The organism is Paenibacillus sp. VMFN-D1 (genome assembly GCF_003386155.1).
Lineage (GTDB): Bacteria > Bacillota > Bacilli > Paenibacillales > Paenibacillaceae > Paenibacillus_AQ > Paenibacillus_AQ favisporus.
Genome location: NZ_QRDU01000001.1, coordinates 2556034 through 2578213, shown reverse-complemented (window position 1 = coordinate 2578213; position 22180 = coordinate 2556034). Strand labels below are relative to the sequence as shown.

16 protein-coding genes are annotated in these 22180 nt (G+C 53.0%); 9 read left to right on the top strand and 7 right to left on the bottom strand.

Going from position 1 to position 22180, the window contains the following annotated elements; genetic code table 11:
• Positions 1-62 precede the first annotated feature (62 nt).
• Both C7820_RS11765 and C7820_RS11760 read right to left on the bottom strand, forming a co-directional pair.
• Complete coding sequence (locus tag C7820_RS11765; RefSeq protein WP_116231080.1) at positions 63-989, bottom strand: aldo/keto reductase; 927 nt, start codon at positions 987-989, stop codon at positions 63-65.
• 271 nt (positions 990-1260) lie between these two features.
• Entirely contained in the window at positions 1261-3330 is a 2070-nt protein-coding gene (locus tag C7820_RS11760) for an acyltransferase family protein (RefSeq protein ID WP_258875215.1), read from the bottom strand.
• A gap of 301 nt (positions 3331-3631) precedes the next feature.
• Here C7820_RS11760 and C7820_RS11755 point away from each other — a divergent pair, with 301 nt between their 5' ends.
• From C7820_RS11755 to C7820_RS11715, 9 genes are all read left to right on the top strand, one after another.
• Positions 3632-4522: a GNAT family N-acetyltransferase gene (locus tag C7820_RS11755; protein WP_116231078.1), complete on the top strand. Its 891-nt coding sequence runs from the start codon at positions 3632-3634 to the stop codon at positions 4520-4522.
• A gap of 298 nt (positions 4523-4820) precedes the next feature.
• A complete protein-coding gene (locus tag C7820_RS11750) occupies positions 4821-6224 on the top strand; it encodes an NAD-dependent malic enzyme (RefSeq protein WP_076167619.1) in 1404 nt (467 codons plus the stop codon).
• Positions 6225-6485: 261 nt separating this feature from the next.
• On the top strand, positions 6486-7505 hold the full coding sequence (locus C7820_RS11745; protein ID WP_116231077.1) for a glycoside hydrolase family 130 protein: 1020 nt from the start codon (positions 6486-6488) through the stop codon (positions 7503-7505).
• A 52-nt stretch (positions 7506-7557) separates the two neighbouring features.
• The gene (locus tag C7820_RS11740; protein WP_116231076.1) at positions 7558-8862 is read left to right on the top strand and encodes an ABC transporter substrate-binding protein; all 1305 of its coding nucleotides are present in this window, start codon (positions 7558-7560) and stop codon (positions 8860-8862) included.
• Positions 8863-8979: 117 nt separating this feature from the next.
• Positions 8980-9855: a carbohydrate ABC transporter permease gene (locus C7820_RS11735; RefSeq protein WP_116231075.1), complete on the top strand. Its 876-nt coding sequence runs from the start codon at positions 8980-8982 to the stop codon at positions 9853-9855.
• 17 nt (positions 9856-9872) lie between these two features.
• Positions 9873-10703, top strand: coding sequence for a carbohydrate ABC transporter permease (locus tag C7820_RS11730; RefSeq protein WP_116231074.1), 831 nt, complete (start codon positions 9873-9875; stop codon positions 10701-10703).
• Positions 10704-10733: 30 nt separating this feature from the next.
• Positions 10734-12542, top strand: coding sequence for a cache domain-containing sensor histidine kinase (locus C7820_RS11725; RefSeq protein ID WP_116231073.1), 1809 nt, complete (start codon positions 10734-10736; stop codon positions 12540-12542).
• On the top strand, positions 12532-14121 hold the full coding sequence (locus C7820_RS11720) for a response regulator (protein ID WP_181909004.1): 1590 nt from the start codon (positions 12532-12534) through the stop codon (positions 14119-14121). The genes C7820_RS11725 and C7820_RS11720 overlap by 11 nt, the downstream gene beginning before the upstream one ends.
• Positions 14122-14150: 29 nt before the next feature.
• Positions 14151-16469: a glycoside hydrolase family 3 N-terminal domain-containing protein gene (locus C7820_RS11715; RefSeq protein ID WP_116231071.1), complete on the top strand. Its 2319-nt coding sequence runs from the start codon at positions 14151-14153 to the stop codon at positions 16467-16469.
• Between the two features lie 108 nt (positions 16470-16577).
• Here the strand turns inward: C7820_RS11715 and C7820_RS11710 are convergent, their stop codons facing one another.
• The 5 genes from C7820_RS11710 to C7820_RS11690 form a co-directional block, all read right to left on the bottom strand.
• On the bottom strand, positions 16578-17414 hold the full coding sequence (locus C7820_RS11710; protein WP_089546679.1) for a 1,4-dihydroxy-6-naphtoate synthase: 837 nt from the start codon (positions 17412-17414) through the stop codon (positions 16578-16580).
• Entirely contained in the window at positions 17411-18079 is a 669-nt protein-coding gene (locus C7820_RS11705; protein ID WP_116231070.1) for a futalosine hydrolase, read from the bottom strand. Before C7820_RS11705 ends, C7820_RS11710 begins: the two co-directional genes overlap by 4 nt.
• A gap of 179 nt (positions 18080-18258) precedes the next feature.
• Positions 18259-19401, bottom strand: coding sequence for a Ger(x)C family spore germination protein (locus C7820_RS11700; RefSeq protein ID WP_116231069.1), 1143 nt, complete (start codon positions 19399-19401; stop codon positions 18259-18261).
• A 3-nt stretch (positions 19402-19404) separates the two neighbouring features.
• Entirely contained in the window at positions 19405-20889 is a 1485-nt protein-coding gene (locus tag C7820_RS11695) for a spore germination protein (RefSeq protein WP_116231068.1), read from the bottom strand.
• Complete coding sequence (locus tag C7820_RS11690) at positions 20879-21976, bottom strand: endospore germination permease (protein WP_116231067.1); 1098 nt, start codon at positions 21974-21976, stop codon at positions 20879-20881. The genes C7820_RS11695 and C7820_RS11690 overlap by 11 nt, the downstream gene beginning before the upstream one ends.
• Positions 21977-22180 lie beyond the last annotated feature (204 nt).

Sequence of the window (22180 nt, the reverse complement as noted above, 5' to 3'; positions counted from 1 at the left end):
CGAAGCCGGATAAGCCGCGTCCTTCTCGCAGTACCGGCTCATCCGCCGATGGTCCCCGCGGATTATTTAAAGATACTGCTGATCTCTTCGACTTCAGCATCCGTTAATTGAACGTCCAGTGTCTTCAGGTTTTCCTTCACCTGCTCCGGTTTTTTCGCTCCCGGAATCAGGGCGTCAATGGCCGGCTGTTTCAGGTACCAGGCCAGCACCACATGAGCCACTTCGACGTTCTTTTGCGAAGCGATCGGCCGCAGTCGATCCACCTTGTCCAGGTTCCGGGCGAAAGCTTCGCCTTGAAAGCGCGGATTGTTCGCGCGGAAATCGCTGAACGTGGTGTCCTTCGTATATTTGCCGCCTAGCAGGCCGGAAGCCAGCGGAAAATAAGGGACAAACGAGATGCCATTGGCTTCGCAGTATGGAAGCAGCTCCTTTTCCGCGTCCCGGGCAAAAAGGTTGTATTCCGATTGGAGCACATCCACATAGCCGTTCACGTTTGCCTCTTTCAGCTGGTCGATGCTGAAATTCGATACGCCGATGGCCCGGATTTTTCCCTGTTCCTTCAGCTTCTGCAGCGCTCCGACGGCTTCAGCCTTCGGCGTCTGCTCATCGGGAAAATGGATGTAGAACAGGTCGATGTAATCCGTCTGCAGGCGTTTTAGACTGTCTTCGACCGATTGCTGCAAAAAGGCGGGCGAATTGTCCATCACGACTTTGCCATCCACAAACTTGTGCGCGCCTTTGGTCGCGAGGACGGCTTTCGCTCTGCCTTTCTCCTTCAGCACCTCGCCGATCAGCTCTTCGGAGCGGCCGGGACCGTAGATGAACGCGGTATCCAGGAAATTCACCCCGAGGTCGAGGGCGGTCCGGACCACGTCCCTGCCTGTCTCTTCATTCAGATTCGGATACAGATTATGCCCGCCGACAGCGTTGGCTCCGAGCCCAATCGGATTAATGTGCAGATCGCTTTTGCCTAAACGAATCGTAGCCATGGTAATCTCTCCTTCTCTACATTCATTGATGGTAATCCTTCATTATCATATCAAATAGCGAACTGTTTATACAATATGTACAGTTAGACGGGGACGTGAGAGAGCCTGCTCCACTGAAAATGAATCGAAAAAAACCGGGCACGGATCATTTCCATTTCCATGCCCGGCTGTGCGGCAGTGCCTGCCGAACCACTAAAAGGTAACAGTCATGTATGAGTTCCAACCGTGTATATCTCAAAGGCTCTTAACACAAATGTTTTTATAAGCCCGGTCATTTGGCTCCGACGGCATTCGTGATCAGCGATGCCAGCAGTTTGGCTCCATCCGCCTTGAGATGAACCCCGTCGGGTGTAAAGAAGGACTGTCCGCTGCTCGCTTCGTACCAATCGAGCAGCGTCGTATTGTCATGGGCATCGGCTGCCTTGCGGAGCGCCGTATTGACCGTGCTTTCCCAGTTTCTCGGCACCCGGGTGTTCACGAGCACGACCTGCCGGACGTCCTTCAGCGAGTCGAGAAGCCGGGAAAGCTGCTTGGAGCTGAAAGCGCCGTTCGTTCCGAGCTCGAGCACCACGTAGTCGCCGAGCTTGCCTTCCGCCCGGAGCCGCTCCACGATGTCCGGCGCTTCGGACATTTGCCGGCCGATCTCGGCATCGACGACGATGCCGGGAAGGTACTGCTGCAAATATGGGGCGGCGTCCAGCAGGATGGAATCGCCGATGGCGCTCACCGCCAGATTCCGCTTGACCGGTGGAGGGGCGTTCGTTCCTGCTGCGCCGCCCCCTTGCCCGGACGCCTTGCCCGAATTCCCTCCCGGCTCGCCGGATTTGGCGGGAGGCGTGCCGGCCACGCCTACGGGATTCGCAGACGATGAAGCTTTGCCGCCGGCGGAAGGCGGGTCTTCGGCCTGGCCTGTAGTGCCCGAAGCTGTTTCATCCGCCTCCTGCTGGCCCTGGGCTGAAGGAGGCGTTGGCACATCGGCGTGACTGCCGGCGGAGGTCTTCGCCGGGCCGGCGTCGTGACGATCGCCGGCGGTTTGCTGGCCGGAGGCATTGGCATCGGCGTTTCCTGTACCGTCCCCGGCAGCGGAGACCTCCTGTGACACCGGGCTGGAGCCGTCATCTCCGGAAGCGACCGGGCCGAGCGCCTGGACGGTGGATGCCACCGCCGGTGTCCGGGCGATGCCTGTGCAGGAGATAATGACCAGCATCAGTAAGGTAGCCCCGGTAATCCAGCCCTTCAGCGGAATCTGATCTACGCCCAGTTTGCCGGTGCGCAGCTTCTTCCACCCTTTTCCCAATACCCCTTTGCGGATCGGTTCTTCGATCAATGTATACGACAGCGCAGCCAGCGCAATGCTGGCAGTCACCTGAAATACGGCTTTCAGGACGCTCACGTCTCCGGCTCCGTTTGTTGTGGATAAAATAATTACTGGATAATGCCATATGTATATGCCGTAGGAGCGAACGCCGAGCCATCGCAGCGGCTTGCAGCCAATCCATCGGCCGATCCGGCTTGCCGGATGGGCGAGCACGGCCACGGCGGCGGCTGCGGCCAGCGACAGAAGGACCAAGCCGCCGGGATACAGGAATGCGTCGTATTCGTTGGTGGTCCAGATCATGACCAGAATCGCTGCTAAGCTGAGTATGCCTATGCCGTCCAGCAAGCGCCTGGAGGACCGGTCGATCCGGGGAGACAGCTTGCGGCTGGGCCAAATAATGCTGAGCGCGGCACCGATCAGGAGCGAAAACGCCCGTGTATCCGTCCCGTAATAAACCCGGCTGGGATCCGTCCCCGGATCGTAGATGACCAGCATCGCCAGGGCGGACACCGCCGCGGCCGAGAGCATGAACAGAAACATTTTTCCCCGCCGCGGGGCGAGCTTCAGACCGATCAGCATAAGCAGCGGCCACAGCACGTAAAACTGCTCCTCAACCGATAACGACCACAGATGTCCGAGCGGCGAGACGGGCCCGAATTTTTCAAAGTACGAAACTTGGTGGTAGATCAGATACCAATTGTTGACATAAAAGAGTGACGAGATCGCGTCGCCCTTTAAAACCGGCATCGTAGACGGCCGCGCCAATGTCACCCAGGCGGTCACGGCAGCGAGCATGACGATCATGGCCGGAAGCAGCCTCCGGCACCGTCTGATCCAAAACTGCTTCAGATCAAGTGTTCCGCTCCTTCGCCACTCGGCGGTAAGAAGATCGGTGATCAAATATCCGGAAAGGACGAAAAATATGCTGACGCCAAGCAGTCCCCCCGGCGCCCAGCCGACGTTCAGATGGTACACAATGACAGCGAAAACAGCCAGGGTCCGGAGTCCGTCTAGTCCCGGCATATATCTTTTTTCATTCGGCGAGAGATGAATCATAGCGGCTTACCCGGCTTTCCAGGCAGGTGAGCGGCGCTGTTGTCAACGGTTATGTATAAGCTTCTCGGGATGTATGTGCTCATTCTTTAGCTGCCTCCAGACATGGATGATCGGTAATTCATAAGTTTACCATGTCATACTTTATCATAGGGCACCGGAGGGAAAGTTACAAAATGATTGCGTTCATTTCACATTTTATTCATTATGTATATAGATCGAATTAAAGCTTTGATGAACTTCCGTTAGATCTGTAGAAAGTGGGGAATGAATGAAAATGAATGTAATCATGAGAAGAATGAGTGAATTTTCGCCTGCCGAGCTTACGGATCTTTGGAACGAAGGGTTTAAGGGGTATTCGGTCCCCATCACGATGAGCATGGACGTGCTCCTCAAGAGAAGTGCAGATCAAGGATTGTCGCTCGCACAATCGATCGTCGGCTGCGTGGACGGTATTCCCGTCGGTTTTGTCATGAACGGTCTGCGGAATAACGGCGGCGTGAAGACCGCATGGAACGGGGGAACGGGGATCATCCCGGCGTATCGGGGCAAAGGCATCGGCAAGCTGCTGATCAAGGCCAGCCTTGAGCTGTACGAAGCGGAGGGTGCGGATGTCGCTCTGCTCGAAGCGCTGAGTGATAACAAGCCGGCGATATCGCTGTACGAGCGGATGGGATATGAGGTCATTGACGATCTCTTCTTCTATGAATGCAAAAGCCTGAAAGATAAAGCGCTGACAGGCGGAGGTTCCGGGAAGTACGAATTCCGCAGGGGCATTCCGCAGGATATCCAAAGGCTGCACGTGCCGGTCAGTAACCAGCCTTGGCAGACGCAATGGGAGAGCGTCGTGAACGGCGAATCGCTGATCGCGTTCGATCCGGAAGGCCAGCCTGCCGGTTACGCCCTGTATAAAAGGGGCTTCGATGATCAGGGGACGCATACCTCCACGTCGCTGTTTCAATGCAAGGTTCTGGGCGGGCAAAGCGAAGACGCTTTGGCGCTGATGAAGGGCCTCCTAAGCGAAGTGTTTGGGCCGTCCAGCCTTGGACTGACCCTGCGTACCGTCAATATTCCCGGGTCCGAAACGATGCTGACGGGCGTGCTGAAGGAAGCCGGTTTTGGCATATCGGTCAGCCAGGTACATATGAAACGCGGCGTGTAAGGGCGCAAGCGTTTATTAACTATACACGGGCCGAAGCTGCCGGTGGGAGCGCTGAGTTACTCCCGATCCTCATGGATACGACTGACGCTTGTGCAGTTTCGCGGTTATTGTTAAGATATGTTGCGGGCGGTTCCGATCCGAAAAGTCAAAACCGGACGAGCTTGTGGCCTGAATATGGATCAGCTTAAGATAGAATTGCAATCGGTTACAAGGCCGGGTCGTCAGACTTCGGACAAATGACAAATGGCTTTAACAGCACGGGTGACTATTTTTAAACCTTGAATCAGGAGGATGCATCATGGCGAATACAAGTATTATTCTTAGGGTTGAGCTGGATCACGGGAAGGTAACTTTTGGAGATGTTGCAGCCGCGATCAGTAAATCGGGAGGGGACATCACCTCCATCGACGTCATCCGCCCCGGGAAGGATTCTTCTGTGCGGGATATTACGGTTGAGGTGGCCGACACGCAGGAGGACCGCGTCGTTGAATCGCTGAAGCGGCATGACGGCATCAAGCTGATCAACGTGTCCGACCGGACCTTTCTCGTTCACTTGGGCGGCAAAATCAAGGTTCAGCCGACGCTGCCGATCAAAAACCGGGACGACTTGTCGCGTGTGTATACGCCGGGCGTGGCCAAGGTGTGCACTGCGATCCACGAAGACCAGGATAAGGCTTATTCGCTCACGATTAAACGCAATACGGTAGCGGTTATTACCGACGGTACAGCCGTTCTCGGGCTTGGGGATATCGGTCCGCATGCGGCGGCTCCTGTGATGGAAGGAAAGGCGATGCTGTTCAAGCAGCTTGCCGGCGTCGATGCGTTTCCGATCTGCCTGGATACGACGGACACGGAGGAAATTATCCGGACGATCAAGGCGATCAGCCCGATTTTCGGCGGCATCAACCTGGAGGACATCAGCTCTCCGCGCTGCTTCGAAATCGAGACGCGGCTGGCCCAGGAGCTGGATATGCCGATATTCCATGATGACCAGCATGGTACGGCCGTGGTCGTCATCGCCGGTCTCTTGAACGCCCTGAAGGTGGTCAACAAACGGATGGAGAATATCCGCGTCGTCGTGAACGGCATCGGTGCGGCGGGCGTATCCATTTGCAAAATGCTCCTCAGCGCCGGCGTAACGAAGCTGGTTCCGGTTGACCGGGAAGGCGCAATCGTCAGGGGAGGTACATACAGCCATCCGATGTGGCAGTGGCTGGCAGACCAGCCGCAGGTCGAAGCCAACGAAGGCTCGCTTAAAGAGGTGATCAAAGGGGCCGACGTATTCATCGGCGTATCGCGCGGCAATCTGCTGAACGGGGAGGATATCCGCAGCATGGGGCCGGATCCGATCGTCTTTGCGATGGCGAATCCAGAGCCGGAGGTGTCGCCGGAAGAGGCGATTCCGCATTCCCGGGTCTACGCGACCGGACGCAGCGATTATCCGAACCAGATCAACAACGTGCTTGTCTTTCCAGGCCTGTTTCGCGGAGCGCTTGACTGCAGGGCCCGCTGCATCAACGAACCGATGAAGCTGGCGGCGGCGCGGGCGATCGCTTCGGTCGTCTCGGGCGGGGAGCTGAACGAGCTGTACATCATCCCGAGTATTTTTAACGAGCAGGTTGTGATCGAAATCCGCAAAGCGGTGGTCCAGGCAGCGATCCTGACCGGGGTGGCGCGCAGAATTCCGAAGGACTTCAGATAAAACGCGGGGCTTCCCGGATTAGAGCAGCTGACTTGTTCTCGTGCATACAACAATAGCAAAACCGTCCCTTGTAAAGCGATGTCATCCGGACATTGCAGCAAGGGGCGGTTTTTGTTTGCTCTCTGTGATTTATAACGGACATAAGTAAAACGATCTGCATTATTCGGATGTTTTCGAAAGTTTATGGGATATTTTGTGTTTTGGCCGGGAGCTATAATAACCGTGACGAGAAAATAAAGGGCTTACAAGGAGGCTTTCCCCATGAAGATCACAAGACATCCGGAAAATCCGATCGTCGTTCCGGGCATATATAGTTGGAGAAAAGTAACCGTATTCAATCCGGCGGTAATTATGGATAACGGCAAATTCTACATGATAGAACGGACGGCGGAATCACTGACTCCGTGCAAAAACGTGCTGGGGCTTCTCGAAAGTGAGGACGGCGTCCATTTCACCCATGTCAAGGATGAACCGATTATCACACCGGACATGCTCGGTTTTCCTTACGGGAGTGTTCAGGATCCGCGGATTGTCAAGATTGAAGGCACGTACTATTTGAATTACGCGCTGCGCCCATGCGCGATGAGCTACTATCCGACCGGATCGGGTGTACCTGAGCGTTCCATACCTTCCTATCCGGACGGGTGGGGCGAAGAGGAGGGACACTGGCTAACCCGTTCTTCTATACTCAAGTCGGACAATCTCTTGGACTGGGAGTTTGTATCGGACACGACGCCGCTGGATATCAATGATCGCGACAATATTCTGTTCCCCGAAAAAATAAACGGGAAATACTACCTTCTTCGGCGTCCTGAAGAATATGTCGGGAAAGCTTGCGGCACGGAGAAAGCCGCGATGTGGATCACAAGCTCGGAAGACCTCATCCACTGGGACGAGCCTGTGCTCCTCGCCAAAGCCGAAAATCCGGAGTGGGAATCTAAAAAAATCGGCGGTTCGACCCCTCCGGTACGTACGGATCACGGCTGGCTGGTCCTTTACCATGGGGTGGACGAGGACACGGTATACCGCGTTGGAGCGATGCTGCTGGATTTGGAACAACCGGAAAAAGTCATCGCCCGGACGAAAAATTACATTATGGAGCCGGAGACGTATTACGAGAAATTTGGCTATCAAATCCCGAATGTCATTTTCCCGACGGGCAACGTGGTAAAAGACGGACTTCTCTATATTTATTACGGCGTGACGGATACGGCGATTGCGCTGGCTACCGTTCCGCTGGATGACCTGGTTCAGCATATTTTGAGCGATTCTTTGGTGTAGGACAGCTCCGGTATTCGAGAATACTACTTTATAGGAAAAGAAGGGGAAAGGTATGAAAAAATCACAGAATCGATTGAAATGGCTGATGACAGGATTGGTTGCCGTCATGATGGTGATTACTGCCGCATGCGGAAATAATCAGTCGGACGGAGGAGCAGATGCCAAGAACGGGAAAGTGACGCTGACCATGATGCATCCTTGGACATCGCCAAACGTGGACAATGATGTGTATAAGAAGCGGATCGAAGAGTTCGAAAAACAGCATCCCGATATCATCATTAAACAGGACGGAGTGCCTTCTGCCCAATACAAGACCAAGCTGCGTACCCTCGCTGCAGGCAACAATTTGGCCGACATCGACGTGTTATGGCCGGGAGCGGATCTGGCCCCGCTTGTAGACGGTAAACTGCTTGCACCGATTAATGACATGATGGACCAGTGGAACAGCATTCTTCCGGAAAGCGCGCTGGCCGGCTTTAAAGTCGGCGACCAGCAATACGCCATCCCTACCAAGCAGACATTCGTGGATATTATCTACTATAACAAAGAGATGTTGGCCAAAGTGGGCTACGACCAATTCCCGGATACCTATGAGAAGTTCATCGATGCGGTGAAAAAGCTGAAAGACGCGGGAATGACGCCGATTTCTTTAGGAAATAAAGAGCAGTGGCCGCTGCAATCCTCCTACCTGTCCATCATTGGTGACCGGTTTACGGGCAGCGACTTCTTGACGAAAGTGATGAACAAGGAAGCCAAATTTACCGACCCGGATTTCGTCAAGGCGATCTCCGTCATTGATGAGCTCAGCAAACTGAAAGCGTTTAATACTGACGCTAACAATATGGATACGGTGCAGGCCCAGGATTACTTTATCCAGGGAAAAGCGGCAATGCACATTTCCTCTTCGACCGTTGACGGCCGCATTCGTATCCAAAACGATGAAGGGGACAAGTTCGGAATCGCACTGTTCCCGAAAGTGGATGGCGGAAAAGGTGATCCTGCCAAGAGCGCCGGCGTCGTTCAATATGGCATCGGGATTAAAAGCGGACTGGACGAGAAAAAGCAGCAGGCCGCCGAGGAGTTTCTGAAGTTTTTTGTGAACGAGGATTTGTATAAACAACTTATTAGCAGCGGGGTCGTTGTTCCTGCAAAGGTGGACATTCCCTCAGATGCAAGCAAGTATTTGAAAGAAATGATGGAACTCACCAGTAAGGGAACCGCTCCGGTATTCGACAGTGTGATTCCGACACAGGTGGTTGACGTCATGCAAAACGGCCTGCAGGCGCTGACTGTTGGCCATGGGACTCCGGAGCAGGTAGCCAAGGATGTTCAGGAAGCTTTCGATAACATGAAATAGGATGGCACTGCAAGCCTGTCGTGTATGAAATGAAAAATGCGAAGGAAACCTGGGCTACCGGGTTTTCTTCCTTTTATCAGATCGCATGAGTGGGCTGAAGAAAAGGAGGGACCACATATGCACACCTTAAAAGGGACGAAGCTTGCCATCTTTCTTGGCTTGTTTCCTGCGCTTCTCATCTACCTGGGAATCGCCATCGTTCCGATCGGACTGTCGCTGTACTACTCGCTAATGGACTGGAACGGCATCGGCTCCATGAGCTTTGTCGGCTTGGATAACTACTTGGATATTTTGAAGGACGACATCTTTTGGCTGTCGGTAAAAAACAATCTCATCATCATGGTAACAGGGCTGGCAGGCCAGATTCCGCTCGGGCTGGTGCTCGCCCTTTTGCTTAACCGCAAGATGAAAGGATCCGGGTTCTTCCGGACAATAGGCTTCATGCCCGTCGTCATTTCTTCGGTCATGGTGTCCATGATCTGGGGTATGGTGTACAACACGGAATATGGAATGCTGAACAATGTACTCGGTTTATTCGGCGCAGAGAGCTGGAAGCAGAATTGGCTGGGCGATTCCCAATGGTCTATGCTGTCCATCAGCATCGCCTACATTTGGCAAAACTGCGGACTCTATATGGTTATCTTTCTGGCTGCATTGCAGAACATTCCGGACGAGGTTAACGAAGCGGCCGCACTGGACGGGGCGACCGGTCTAAAGCGTACGCTGCGCATAACGATTCCGATGATCCGCGGGACGATTATGGTGGGCGTTGTATACAGCATCAGTAACTCTTTCCGTGTATTTGATCTTATTCAGATCATGACCGGAGGCGGTCCTGCCCATCAGACCGAGGTCATGACGATTTACATGTACAACAGCGCCTTTATGAATATGCGCTACGGATATGGGAGTGCCGTTTCGATACTGATTCTACTGTTCAGTTTGATTGTCATAAGTCTGTTAAACCGACTCGGAAGAGAAAAGAACGCTTAAAGGAAGGAGGTTATCCCTTGGTCAGAAAGTCCAAACTGTTCCATTTAATTGCATACACTTTTTTGAGCCTGTTCGCTATTATAAATATAGTTCCGTTATTTTGGATGGTCGTCAATTCGTTTAAGGAAGAGCAGGAATATTCCAGAAGTCCGTTTTCGCTCCCGTCGCATTTGCAGTTTTCCAACTATGCCGGTGCCTGGAAAGTTGCCAATATGAACACGTACTTTTTGAACAGCATCATCATTACCTTCGTGTCGTTGGCCGTCACGGTGCTGCTCGGTTCGCTCGCCGCCTATTTTTTGTCGCGGTTTACGTTCAGGCTGCGGGGTACCGTGTATGGGTTGTTTCTGTTAGGCATGCTGGTGCCTATTCACGCGACACTCATTCCGATCTTCCTGATCATGCAAAAGGTACATTTGCTGGATACGCGGTTAGCATTGATTCTGCCATATACGGCGTTCCATCTTTCCTTGACGGTGTTTATTCTGGAAGGCTTCATGCGGGGATTTCCGAAGGATCTGGAAGAATCGGGGGTCATGGACGGTGCAGGAATTTATCGTATTTTCTGGTCGATCCTTCTTCCGATCACAAGACCAGCCCTGGCTACGGTCGTAATACTAAATTTCATTTATAACTGGAATGAATATTTGTTCGCCCTTGTACTCATTACTTCGGGTTCCCTGAAGACGCTGCCTCTGGGCCTTTCTAACTTTGCCGGCATCGAGACGGCCAGTATGACACTGCAGATGGCCGCGCTTACGATTGCCCTGATCCCGATTATTATCTTCTATCTGCTGCTGCAGAAGCAGCTGGTAAGCGGTATGACGGCAGGGGCGGTCAAAGGGTGATGCGCAGGGCAGCCTGAAGGAGAAGATCGCATGAAGACAAGCTTCAGAAGGCATCTAGGCAATTTCAGCTTGAAAAAGAAGGCGCTTGTCATATTTTTGCTGTTCGTCCTTTTGCCGACTCTCGGCGTTGGGGTCGTCGTTCAGCATAAATTTAATCAGATCCTGGAAGAGCGCTTTATCAACTCGACCAAACGCAATTTGGACAATGTAACGAACCAGCTTGAAGAACAGACCGCGATGGTGAAGGACATTGCCAATTATTTGATTCTCAGCCCGGATATGAGGACTTTTCTAAGAAGCAGCCCTCCGCTCACGAGCGATCAGAAGACGGATCTCAAGCGGAAGATTGAAGACTTTCTGACGTTCCAGCTGATGTCGAAGAGCTACATCCGTTCGATTGAAATTTCCGGATTGAACGGGAGTTTTATCGGCATGGGAGAACCGTTCTACGGGGACGAGTCGCGGTGGATGGAACTGGCCAGGCAGCGGAAGGGTGGGATCGTCTGGACGGAAGGATATGAGCTGAACAGCGGATGGAACGGACGTGTCCGCGTGCTGTCCTTGTTTCGTTTGCTTAATTCGTACAGCGAAATTACTAAACCTCTGGGCAGCCTGATCATTCGTCTGGATGAGGCGAGCATTGTGGAGCTTCTGGAAAAAGGGATTTTCGAGGAGGGAAGCGGCAGCGTGTTCATCGTTGGGGATCAGGGGCAGATGATTATGGAATCGAAGCATCATTTGCCGGATGCCTATGTGCCGGACAACGCGCTGATGAATGAGCTTGAGAGCAGCAAAGATGGCTTTATTACGGCGAAAATAGAGGACAAGCGGTATCTGACGCTTTATAACCGGATCGAAAATACGGACTGGACGATCATCTCGATGATTCCGGAAGTGAAGGTGAATCAGGAATTCCGGAGCGTCAAAATATTGATGATCTTCATTATCGCCGTGATACAGCTTCTCGGACTCACGGCGCTCATCGGGTTCCATTATACGATTATCCGTCCGATTCTCCGGCTGAAAAAGGAGACGAACCGCGTGACCTACGGCGATTATAACGCTCGGGTTCCGGTCAATTCCCATGACGAAATTGCTGAGCTCAACCGTAAATTCAATGAAATGGTGGTCACGATTAAGGAATTGATTGAGCATAAATATAAGCTCGAGCTTCGTCAGCGGGAGTCGGAATTAAAGCTTATGCAGAACCAGATGGACCCCCATTTTTTGTATAATACGCTTGATATGATCCGCTGGACGGCTAGGCTGGAAAAAGCGTCGAAATCGAGCCAGCTGATTGAGATGCTCTCGAAGTTTTTCCGCAGCAGCATCGACAACGGGAACTACGAGACGACCCTCTACAAAGAAATGGAGTTCGTGCGGTCGTATTTGTTTTTGCAGCAGAATCGCCTTGGTGACAAGCTTCAGTATGCGCTGTTCATGGAGGCTGGGATCGAGCAGGTGCCGATTCTGAAAGCGACCATTCAGCCCTTGGTGGAGAACTTTATCAAACACGGTTTGGACAAAAATAAGCCGCGGTATATCGTACATGTGAAATGCTACAAAAACGCCGGCGAAATCTGGATCGATGTCGTTGACAATGGGTCGGGAATGGAGCCGGAACGTAAAGAAGAAGTTCAGGCCGCGCTGGAACATGCGGGGGCGGACGTCAACAGGGGGGGCGCCATGATGAACATACACGATAGACTTTCGATCTATTTCGGTGAAGGGTTCGGGCTGCAAATCGTTCAGACTTCTACGGACGGGACTTGGGTGCGGCTCCGGATTCCCGATGCTGACATACGGCTTAGCCTGGCGGTGGATGAAAATGACGGTTAACCCGGAACAGTCCAGAAAAATCAGGATGCTCATCGTCGATGATGAAGCCGTGATTCGCGAAGGACTTCATCATACGATCGATTGGGCAGATTATGGCGTCGAAGTTGTCGGAGAAGCGGAAGATGGCAGAGAGGCGCTGCAGCGAATCGCCGAAAGCGGCGGCGTAGATCTCGTTCTTTCAGATATCCGCATGGACGGCATGGATGGGCTTCAGCTTGCTGAACGGTTGAAGGTCCTCTTTCCGGAGGTGTGCATGATTCTGGTCAGCGGCTATGAGGATTTTGATTACGCGCGCCAGGCGATGCGGCTCGGGGTGACGGATTATTTGCTGAAGCCGGTAGATATCGATGAGCTGACAGCCGTCGTGAAGGGAGTTGTCAGCCGGGTCGACCGACAGGAGGATATGGGACTGCAGGAAGCGAGACTTTGGTTTGCAGGTCTTGTCAGAAGCGGTTTAACATCCGGAAAAATACCCGCCTGCCTGCAGGGGACGGAGTATCGTATTGTCGCTTCGCAGATCGCCGATTATCATACCCGGTTTGGCGGAACGGCGTCAGATGAATTGGAAGCGCTCCAAAACCGGTGGATTAAGGCAATACATCGTCCGGTTGAAGACGATCATTGCCTGGAATCGGTATCCGTTCTGAAGAACGAAAATTTGATGATTTCGCTGATCGTGGTGAAACCCCCTCGGGAGCGTCCGATCTGGGATGAACTGCTAAGCGGTATGATTGCATGCCTTGAAGAAATAGGTACCGTTTACCTTGGCGTTTCGGCATCTTTTAATACGCTTGAGCTTGCTGCATCCGCTTGCACGGAAGCGGTCAGCCTGCTGCCGTATTATGTTCTGGAAGGACAGCAGCTGCTGCTTCCTGAATACCGGGAAGCCATGGAGATGCAGAGGGTGATTCCAAACTATGACACAGTGACGGCTGTCCGGGAGCTGGTCAGCAGGCTTTTTAAACAGGATCCTGAAGAACTGGGTGCATTTATCTCCGATATGTTTGCCGTTTTTCGGGAGAATGGACTTTTACTGGAGGATATCCTTCATATTTATGAAGAATTATGGGTACTGCTGCGCCAGCAGCTGCGCCGAAGCGGGATGCCGGATATGGATGCCGGGTTCAAGGCGGCTGCCGACTTGAGCATTTACAATTCTTATCATTCCCTTCGAAAGCTAGTGCTGGACGAGATGTTAGAACTGCAGCACCAAGTTAACGTAAGCGGACTTGATAAGTCTTACTGGATTATCGAGAAAGCGAAGAGGTACATGGATGATCAATTCAGGATGGATTTAAAGGCTTCTGAGGTTGCCTCCTGGCTGAAAATCACGCCAAGCCATTTCAGTTATATATTTAAGCAGAGTACGGGCAAGGGCTTCACCGAGTATATGAACGAGAAACGGATTAACCATGCCAAGAAGCTCCTTGCGACGACCCATGATAAAGTATTCGAGATTGCAGACCAGGCGGGGTACAAGGAGTATAAATATTTTGTATCGGTTTTCAAGACGTATACGGGAATGACTCCGAAGGAATACCGCGGGTTGATGGCCGGTAAAAAGGCTGAGGGAGAGTAGCGAAGGAGATATCGGAAGGAGACTTAAGGATGGAGAAATATAGGCAGCCCGGTTATTCGATCGAGGAAAGGGTCCAAGATTTGATCGAGCGGATGACGCTGCAGGAAAAAGTAGGGCAGCTGAATCAGCGGATGTATGGATGGGACGCTTATGTCCGGACAGGCGAAGAGATTACGCTGACCGATGCCTTTAAAGAGGAGGTCGCCCGCGGCGGAGGAATGGGTGCGCTGTACGGATTGTTCCGCAGCGATCCTTGGTCTGGCGTTCATTATGGGAACGGAATCCAGACAGAGAAAAGCGCGGAAGCCGCCAACAAGGTTCAGCGTTATGTCGTCGAAAATACGCGCCTCGGGATACCGGTACTGCTGACAGAAGAGTGCCCTCATGGGCACCAAGCATTGGACGGAACGCTGTTTCCGGTCAACCTGGGTGTAGGCGCTACCTGGAATCCGGATCTGATGCAGCGCGCCAGTTCATACATCGCGGCAGAGATCCGGAGCAGGGGAGCCCATATTGGACTTGTTTCGGCTCTTGACATATTGCATGACCCGCGCTGGGGGCGTTCCGAAGAATGCTTCAGTGAAGATCCTTATCTGGCTGCGCGGTTTACGGAATCGGCCGTACGGGGGATGCAGGGGACTACGCCCGAAATGCTGGCGAATTCAGACAAAGTGGCTGTCGTGCTTAAGCATCTCTGTGCCCAAGGGACTGCGCAAGGCGGGCGGAACGCCGGGCCTGCGGCGATCGGCGAACGGGAGCTGAGAGAGATTCATCTGCCTGGCGCCAATGCTGGGGCAAAGGCGGGAGCAGCGGGCTTTATGGCTGCCTATAATGAAATCGACGGGATTCCCTGTCATGCCAATCATGCCCTATTAACAGGCATCCTTCGGGAGGAATGGGGATTTGAAGGGATCGTCATGGCCGACGGCGTCGCCGTGGACAGGCTTGTAGCGTTGGCGGGGAGCCATGAGTCCGCTGCCGCCCTCGCATTGTCTGCAGGCGTTGATCTGAGCTTATGGGACACTGCTTTTTCCACTCTGGAAAAGGCGGTGAGCCAGGGGTTGGTGTCCGAACAAACCATCGATCGTGCAGTAAGCCGGGTGCTTCGCCTCAAGTTCCGGCTCGGACTGTTTGACCGCCCATATGCAGATGAGACCCGGGCTATTTCGGCAGTAGGCGCGCCGGCAGCGCGGGAAACCAATCTTCAGCTGGCACGGGAGTCCATCGTCCTGCTTAAAAATACAAATCAGCTGCTGCCGCTGAACATTCCGAAAGGGGAGAAGCGGAAAATCGCAGTCATCGGTCCAAACGCCGATCGCTTGTACAACCAATTGGGAGATTATACGAGCGTGCAGCGGGAAGGGAAAGGGACGACCGTTCTACAAGGCATTCGAACGGGCGCACCGGAAGGGACCGAAGTGGTCTTTGCGCTTGGCTGTGGAATCCGGGACGGATCAACAGCAGGCTTTAAGGAAGCTGTAGCCGCCGCCCGGGAGGCGGATGTTGCCGTGTTGGTGCTCGGTGGAAGCAGCGCCCGTCAGTTTAACGGGGCCTTTGACAGCAATGGTGAAGCCATCGTGGGAGAAGGAAGTCCCTCCGAAATGGACTGCGGCGAAGGCGTTGATTTGGCCAGTCTATCTCTTGGTGGCGTTCAGGAACAGTTGGTTGAGCGTATCGCCGCCACGGGCGTACCGATCGTTGCCGTCATGATTCAAGGCCGCCCTCATGCATTAACCGGTATTGAGGCGCACTGCGATGCGATATTATGCGGGTGGTATCCCGGAACGGAAGGGGGACAGGCGATTGCAGAGATTCTGTTCGGGAAGGTGAATCCAAGCGGAAAACTGCCGGTTTCGATGCCCCGTTCCGCGGATCAGCTGCCCGTTTACTATAATCAGAAGGACCCGGGAAGACCGCGTCATTACGTTGATATGCCTTCTTCTCCCCTATATCCTTTCGGTTATGGGCTTAGCTACACGACATTTGAATACGGGGATGTGGCCCTTTCCACCGACCGTATCAAGGTGAGCGAGTTGGAAGCTGGAGGACAGGTAAGCATAACAGTCGGGATTGTTAATGCCGGGCCACGCAGCGGCGCCGAAACGGTCCAATTATATATTCAAGTGCGGGAATCTGGAATTAGCCGGAGGATCGCCGAACTCAAGGGATTCCGGAAGGTCGAATTGGCATCAGGGGAACAGCAGAGCGTTGTCTTCAAACTTGGTCATGAGGAGTTGGCTTTTTGGAATCAGGACATGCAGTTTAAGGCACAGCCCTGCCGGGTGAGGATCATGGTCGGGGGAAGTTCTGTGGATACAGTCGCAACGGAATTATTGATCGTTCCTTAAAAAAAACAATTCGTTGTTTTTAAAATGCCTGACATAGATAAAACCCGCCTTCCAGAAGGCGGGTTTTTATGCTGTATGATTTGATAGGTTTTTGTTACGATCATCCGCTTATTTGCGCAGCGCTTCCGGATCAATCGGAGGAACCAGGCCTTCTCCGGCCGCCCGGGTCAGCAGCGAAGTGATCGCGGCGTATCCGTCGTCCCCGAGGTTGCGCGTAAAGTCGTTGACATACAGATCAATATGCTGCTGGGCAACGTCTGGATCCAGCTCCTGGGCATGGCTCAGCACGTATTCCCGGGAAGCTTCGGGATGCGCCCAGGCGTATTCGACGGACTGGCGGATCCAGTCTTCGATCGCATCCAGGTCGAGGGAGCGCTTGGCAATGATCGCGCCGAGCGGTATCGGCAGGCCGGTGTCGCTTTCCCACCAGCTGCCAAGATCCGTCATCAAGGATAAGCCGTAGGACGGATACGTGAATCTGGCTTCGTGAATGACCAGCCCCGCGTCAATCAAGCCGTCGCGGACGGCGGGCATGATTTGGTCGAACGGCATGACCACGATTTCGCCAATCCCTCCGGGTACGTTCTGGGCGGCCCACAGGCGGAAGAGCAGGTAGGCTGTCGATTTTTCACTCGGAACGGCAACCCGGCGTCCGCTAAGTTCCGAAGGGTCGGCTTGGCCGCCTTTGGTAAGTACAAGCGGTCCGCAGCCGCGGCCCAAGGCACCGCCGCATGGAATGAGGGCGTATTCGTCCAAAACCCATGGCAGGGCGGCATAAGAAATTTTAAGCACGTCCAGGTCGCTGCCCGGGTTCGATGCCAGGTTATTCGTAATATCAATATCCGCATAGGTGACTTCCAGCTCCGGTGCGGCGGGAATGAGGCCGTGCGCCGCAGCATGGAAGACAAAAGTGTCGTTGGGACAAGGGGAAAATGCAATTTTCATCGTTTTAATACCTCCACTAAGATTGAGCTTGCTGCTTCAAGTGCTTCGAAAGCTTCTTTCATCCGCCAGGCGGAACGGTCCCGGGGACCGATGGCATTCGATATCGTACGGATTTCCAGGCAGGGGAGTCCGAACAGCCGGGCGGCTTCAGCCACGCCGAAGCCTTCCATCGCTTCCGCGGCAGCGTCCTCGTACCGCTGCCTTAACGCGGCGGCGGTTCGCGCCGAGCCGGTCCCGGTCGTGACCGTCAGGACGGCACCGCTGCGAACCGCCAGTCCGGCGGTAGCCATGGCTTCCTCGAGGCGGCGGACGAGAGGAAGATCCGGCTCGAGGCGGGAAGAGCCGAACCCAAGCTCGTCCACGCTGAGAAAGCCGTCCGGCGTCTCCGCGCCAAGATCAGCCGCGATCAGCTGATCGGCAATGACGATCGAGCCGATGCCGGCCCGATCCGTAAACCCACCGCCGATGCCGGCGCTGATGACGAGGCCGTATTCATTACCGGCCAGAACGCGAGCCGTACGGGCGGCGGCGGAGGCCGGTCCGACGCCGGCCAGCTCGACATCGATAAAATCCGGGCTGCCGAGTCCGCGAAGAACCGCTTCCCGCTCGGCCTCGACGGCCGTCATGATCAGCACCCGGGAGTGATTGGTTGTTGGTGAATTCATGTGCGTACCTTCTTATCGTATAGTTTACAGGCCGTATATTGCAGCTTCAATATATAACCTTATCCTGATCGGAGCCGTGTGTAAAGTGGAGGGAAGCCGAGAGCCTGACCCTGATCCGATAAAAACACCGATCCCCCTACGCCTTCTTGATGCGCAGGGGGATCGGTGTACCATGTATTTCATCCGGTGATATAGGTGTTGGAATGCTTAATGATGACTTTTACGTTCACATCCTTAATATTTATTTTGGGAAGGATCGGTCCCCTGGAGACGTATCGTTTCCAGCTATCATGATGATGGCGGTATAACCACTCCTCAAGACCAAACAAGTCGATATTTTTATCTTTCGCATCTTTAAACTCCTTCATGATGTCCTTTTCCAAGATCGACTGGGCCATTTGCTCCATCTTATGTTCCGACATCCCTGCCTGGGTATGCGTTTCTAATACAGTGGCATTAAGCGTAAGGTTGATATTTATGTTTAAGCGGTCAGACGTATCTGAGGCCAACGAGATTTTCGTATGCGGCCCAGTCAAATTCAACGTGCTGTTCTGGCCGTGTTTTTCGGGAATGCTGAACGGATATCTTAACATATGGCTGTACCGGATCAATCTGGCGCCCATCATGTCCTCCTCTGCGACCCGTCCCTCATTCGCTCCTTTGTTGATGACATACACGCCTGTGAGCTCCATCATGGAGGGGGTTTTATCCTTTTGGTTGGCCATCCATTTCCGGTCCGTTACGGACAGGACGGGAAGCAGCACGCTGGTTGCAGGCTCCCGGATGCTGTTGACTAATTTTTGCAGCTGAATCGGCATGATCGCGGATCGCTGCTTATAGGTTTCCTTAGGTTCAAACATTTCGAGCATCAGCGGAGACTGATTCAGCGTCGTATCTGCCATGAATATCGACTCGATCGGTTTATCGGTTCCGTACACCCAGGATGTATACCGCAGTTCTCTGGAACGCAGGAGGCTGTCGAAAATATCCTCAAGCTTTCCCAGCGCGGATTTCGTCATAACGATCGCTTTAACATGCGTCCACAGCGTATGATGCTGGGCGGATCTGTAAATATCGTTGATGGCCAATAACACAGTGGGGCCTTCACCGATCCCGATCCAGGTAGATGCAGGTTTGGAATCCCCGCTGCCTTCCTTTGTTCCGACTGCGGAGAAATCGGTCAGCTTGACGTAGACGACATAATGGTCCTTTTTGTAATCGATGCCGAGCGCCGTCACGATATTCATATCCTGTACCGCCTTCAAGTCCCAGCAGCCGGTCAACAGCAGGGAACAGACCAGAACAACGATGATGGCTTTCATTCGTTAATCTCCCTTGCGCGTATCGTCCTGCGTCCGCAGCACCCGCGGACGGTACTTGAACAGCTTGACCGGCTTTCGGAACAGTCCTTCCCAGAAATCCTTGGCGATAAAGGGGGAAGCGGGAGCCAGATAAGGAACCCCGAAGTTTTCCAGCTTGGCCAAGTGAAGCAGGACGGAGAACATCGCGATAAAAAATCCGAACATGCCCAGGCAAGAAGAAAGCAGGAGAACATACAGCCTAATGATAGCCGTCGTTCCCGAAAGAATTTGATTGACCAGTGTAAAGGTAGCAATAATCGTTACGGCCACCGCCACAACCATCGTCGGAGACGTAACTCCTGCCCGGATTGCCGCATCGCCGACAATGAGACCCCCGACCACCGTTACGGTCTGGCCGACCGGTTTGGGGAGGCGGGTGCCCGCTTCATGGAACACCTGGAACAGGAACAGCATCAAAAAGCATTCCAGCGGAATCGAGAACGGAAGTCCGATTCTGGAATTCATAATGGTTGCCAGCAGCGGAGTGGGAATCTGCTCGAGGTTGAAGGTGGTCAGCGCCACGTAAAATCCAGGCAGGAACATCGCAATGAAGAGGCCCGAAATCCGCAAAAACCTTTGCACCGAGACGATGTGAAAGGGCATGTTGGAGTCTTCCGGCGATTTGATCAGGCTGAAGAGCGTGATGGGAGCGATAATTCCCATGGGAGAGCCGTCGAACATAATCACGAACCGGCCTGCCAAAAGGCTGGATGCGACATAGTCCGGCCTGCCGACATAATCGGTGAGCGGAAATACGCTTTTGAGCCGTCCCTGAACGAGGTCTTCGATTTGTGTGGTGCCGATGATCGCGTCCCCGTTGAAACTTTGAATCTTCTTCCTGATTTCATCCGCGATATCCTGGTTAATGATATCCCGGATGTACATCAACGCGATTTGTGTGTGGCCCCGCTCGGAAAGGACGAATTTTTCCACGCATAACGACTGGGTCCGAAGCCGCTTGCGGACAAGTGCGAGGTTCATGCTTAAATTTTCGGTAAATCCGTCCTGGGGCCCCTTAATGGAAGATTCCGTGGAAGACTCCTCCGGAGACCGGGAGGGGGTGCTGCTGACATTCAATTGGTAGAAGGTATTCATGTGCTGGAAGTACAGGATCATCATTCCCTGAAACACCTGGGTATCGAGTTCGGACAGTACATTTTGGGTCTTCATTTCCTTCAGCGGCAGCGATTGATAGGCCCGAATGCTGTCTTTGCTGACGAATCCTGTTTCCATGTACATCTGTTCAAGCCTAGGGAGCACGAACTGGTTGATTTGGACCTCGTCCGTCATGCCTTCACAATAAATCAGAAGGATGGACTGCTTCAGGTCTCCTTCCCCTACATAAAAGGGATGAAGGACCACATCGCCGCATGGCTCATAATACTTTTGGAGGAACGGGATATCGATATCTGCCAGGCTGACTTGAGGCTGCTCTGTACTAGTTGTCATGGTGTTCTTTTCCTTTCTTTCCGGATGAAATGAGAGCCAAAGCAAACAAGATCAGGATTAAAGCCCCCAGGAAGGCGGCAGAAAACGGGAAATAGAAACGTTTTAAAATTTTCAGGAAATTCGTATCGTTCAGTCCGGTCAGGCTTATAAGGAGAATCAAGCCAGCGACGGTAACGTATGCGCCAATTCGCGGTAGCTTTTCTTTAATGTTCCAAACATCAACGATAAAATACAGGGCTAGTGAAATCCGGATGAAGGCTCCCGACAGCCATTGATAGATGGAGAAAAAGTCGGTCTGAGCGACATATCTTCCAATGGTGGCCACGCGCCATTCCTCATACGCCGGATACATTTGCCTGGACGCCTCATACGGATCAAAGATCGTGATAGCGCCGATCAGCGGCCCCATGGTCAGCCCGGTCAGGGCCAAGGCAAGAACGTATAACTGCCAGGCTTTCGCGGCCTTCGCCAATTTTGGCTTGAGAAACAGGTACATGATTATTTCAAAGGAACCTGCACATGAATTGGCCAGTCCGGAAAATACAGGTCCCCAGCCTTTGGACAGAACCGGCAGCAGCTGGCTGTAATCCTTGGTTTGAAAATTGACCGTCATGATAAAAAATCCGAGTAGGACGACGAACGGCAGGAGAATTCCGGCGGAAATGGCAATGGGTTTAAATCCCATGATCGCGGCATATAGGCATAAAAGCAGCATAACTATGGTTGTTACAGATATCGGCGTTTCGGTCAAAAAGGTGATTTTGGCCCAAGTGGTCGTATCAAACAACGTATAGAAGCAAATCATGTATAAAAAAACGCTCATGATGATGCGCAGAAGAACGGCCGCTATTAGGCCGTACTCTTGACTCAGCCATTCGTGGATGGAGCGGTTTCCCATTCGTTTGGCTACATAATACGTCATAGCGGTCACGGCCGTCAGCGGCAGAATGGACAAGGAGACCGAGATCCACGCGTCTCTGCCTGAGCTCTGCAGCAGAAACGGAATGATAAACACATGGTTCATCATCCCGATGGACAGCAGGATCATCATGAAGCCTTGCGACAAGCGGGCTTTAAGTACTTTCATACAGTAACCTCCAAGTAAGGCGTGGATCTAGATCCATTATTAACCGGGAGGTTCCCCGCAATACTTCCTATATTTAAAATGACACATGGCGCGAAGACCGACGATATATTAGAATAGATAGGTCTGTATATTTAGTTAGGCTTCTTATGAGGCGCGGATTCCCGATCCAGGGACCGTGCAAAGACAAGAAAGTTGAAAGTGAGA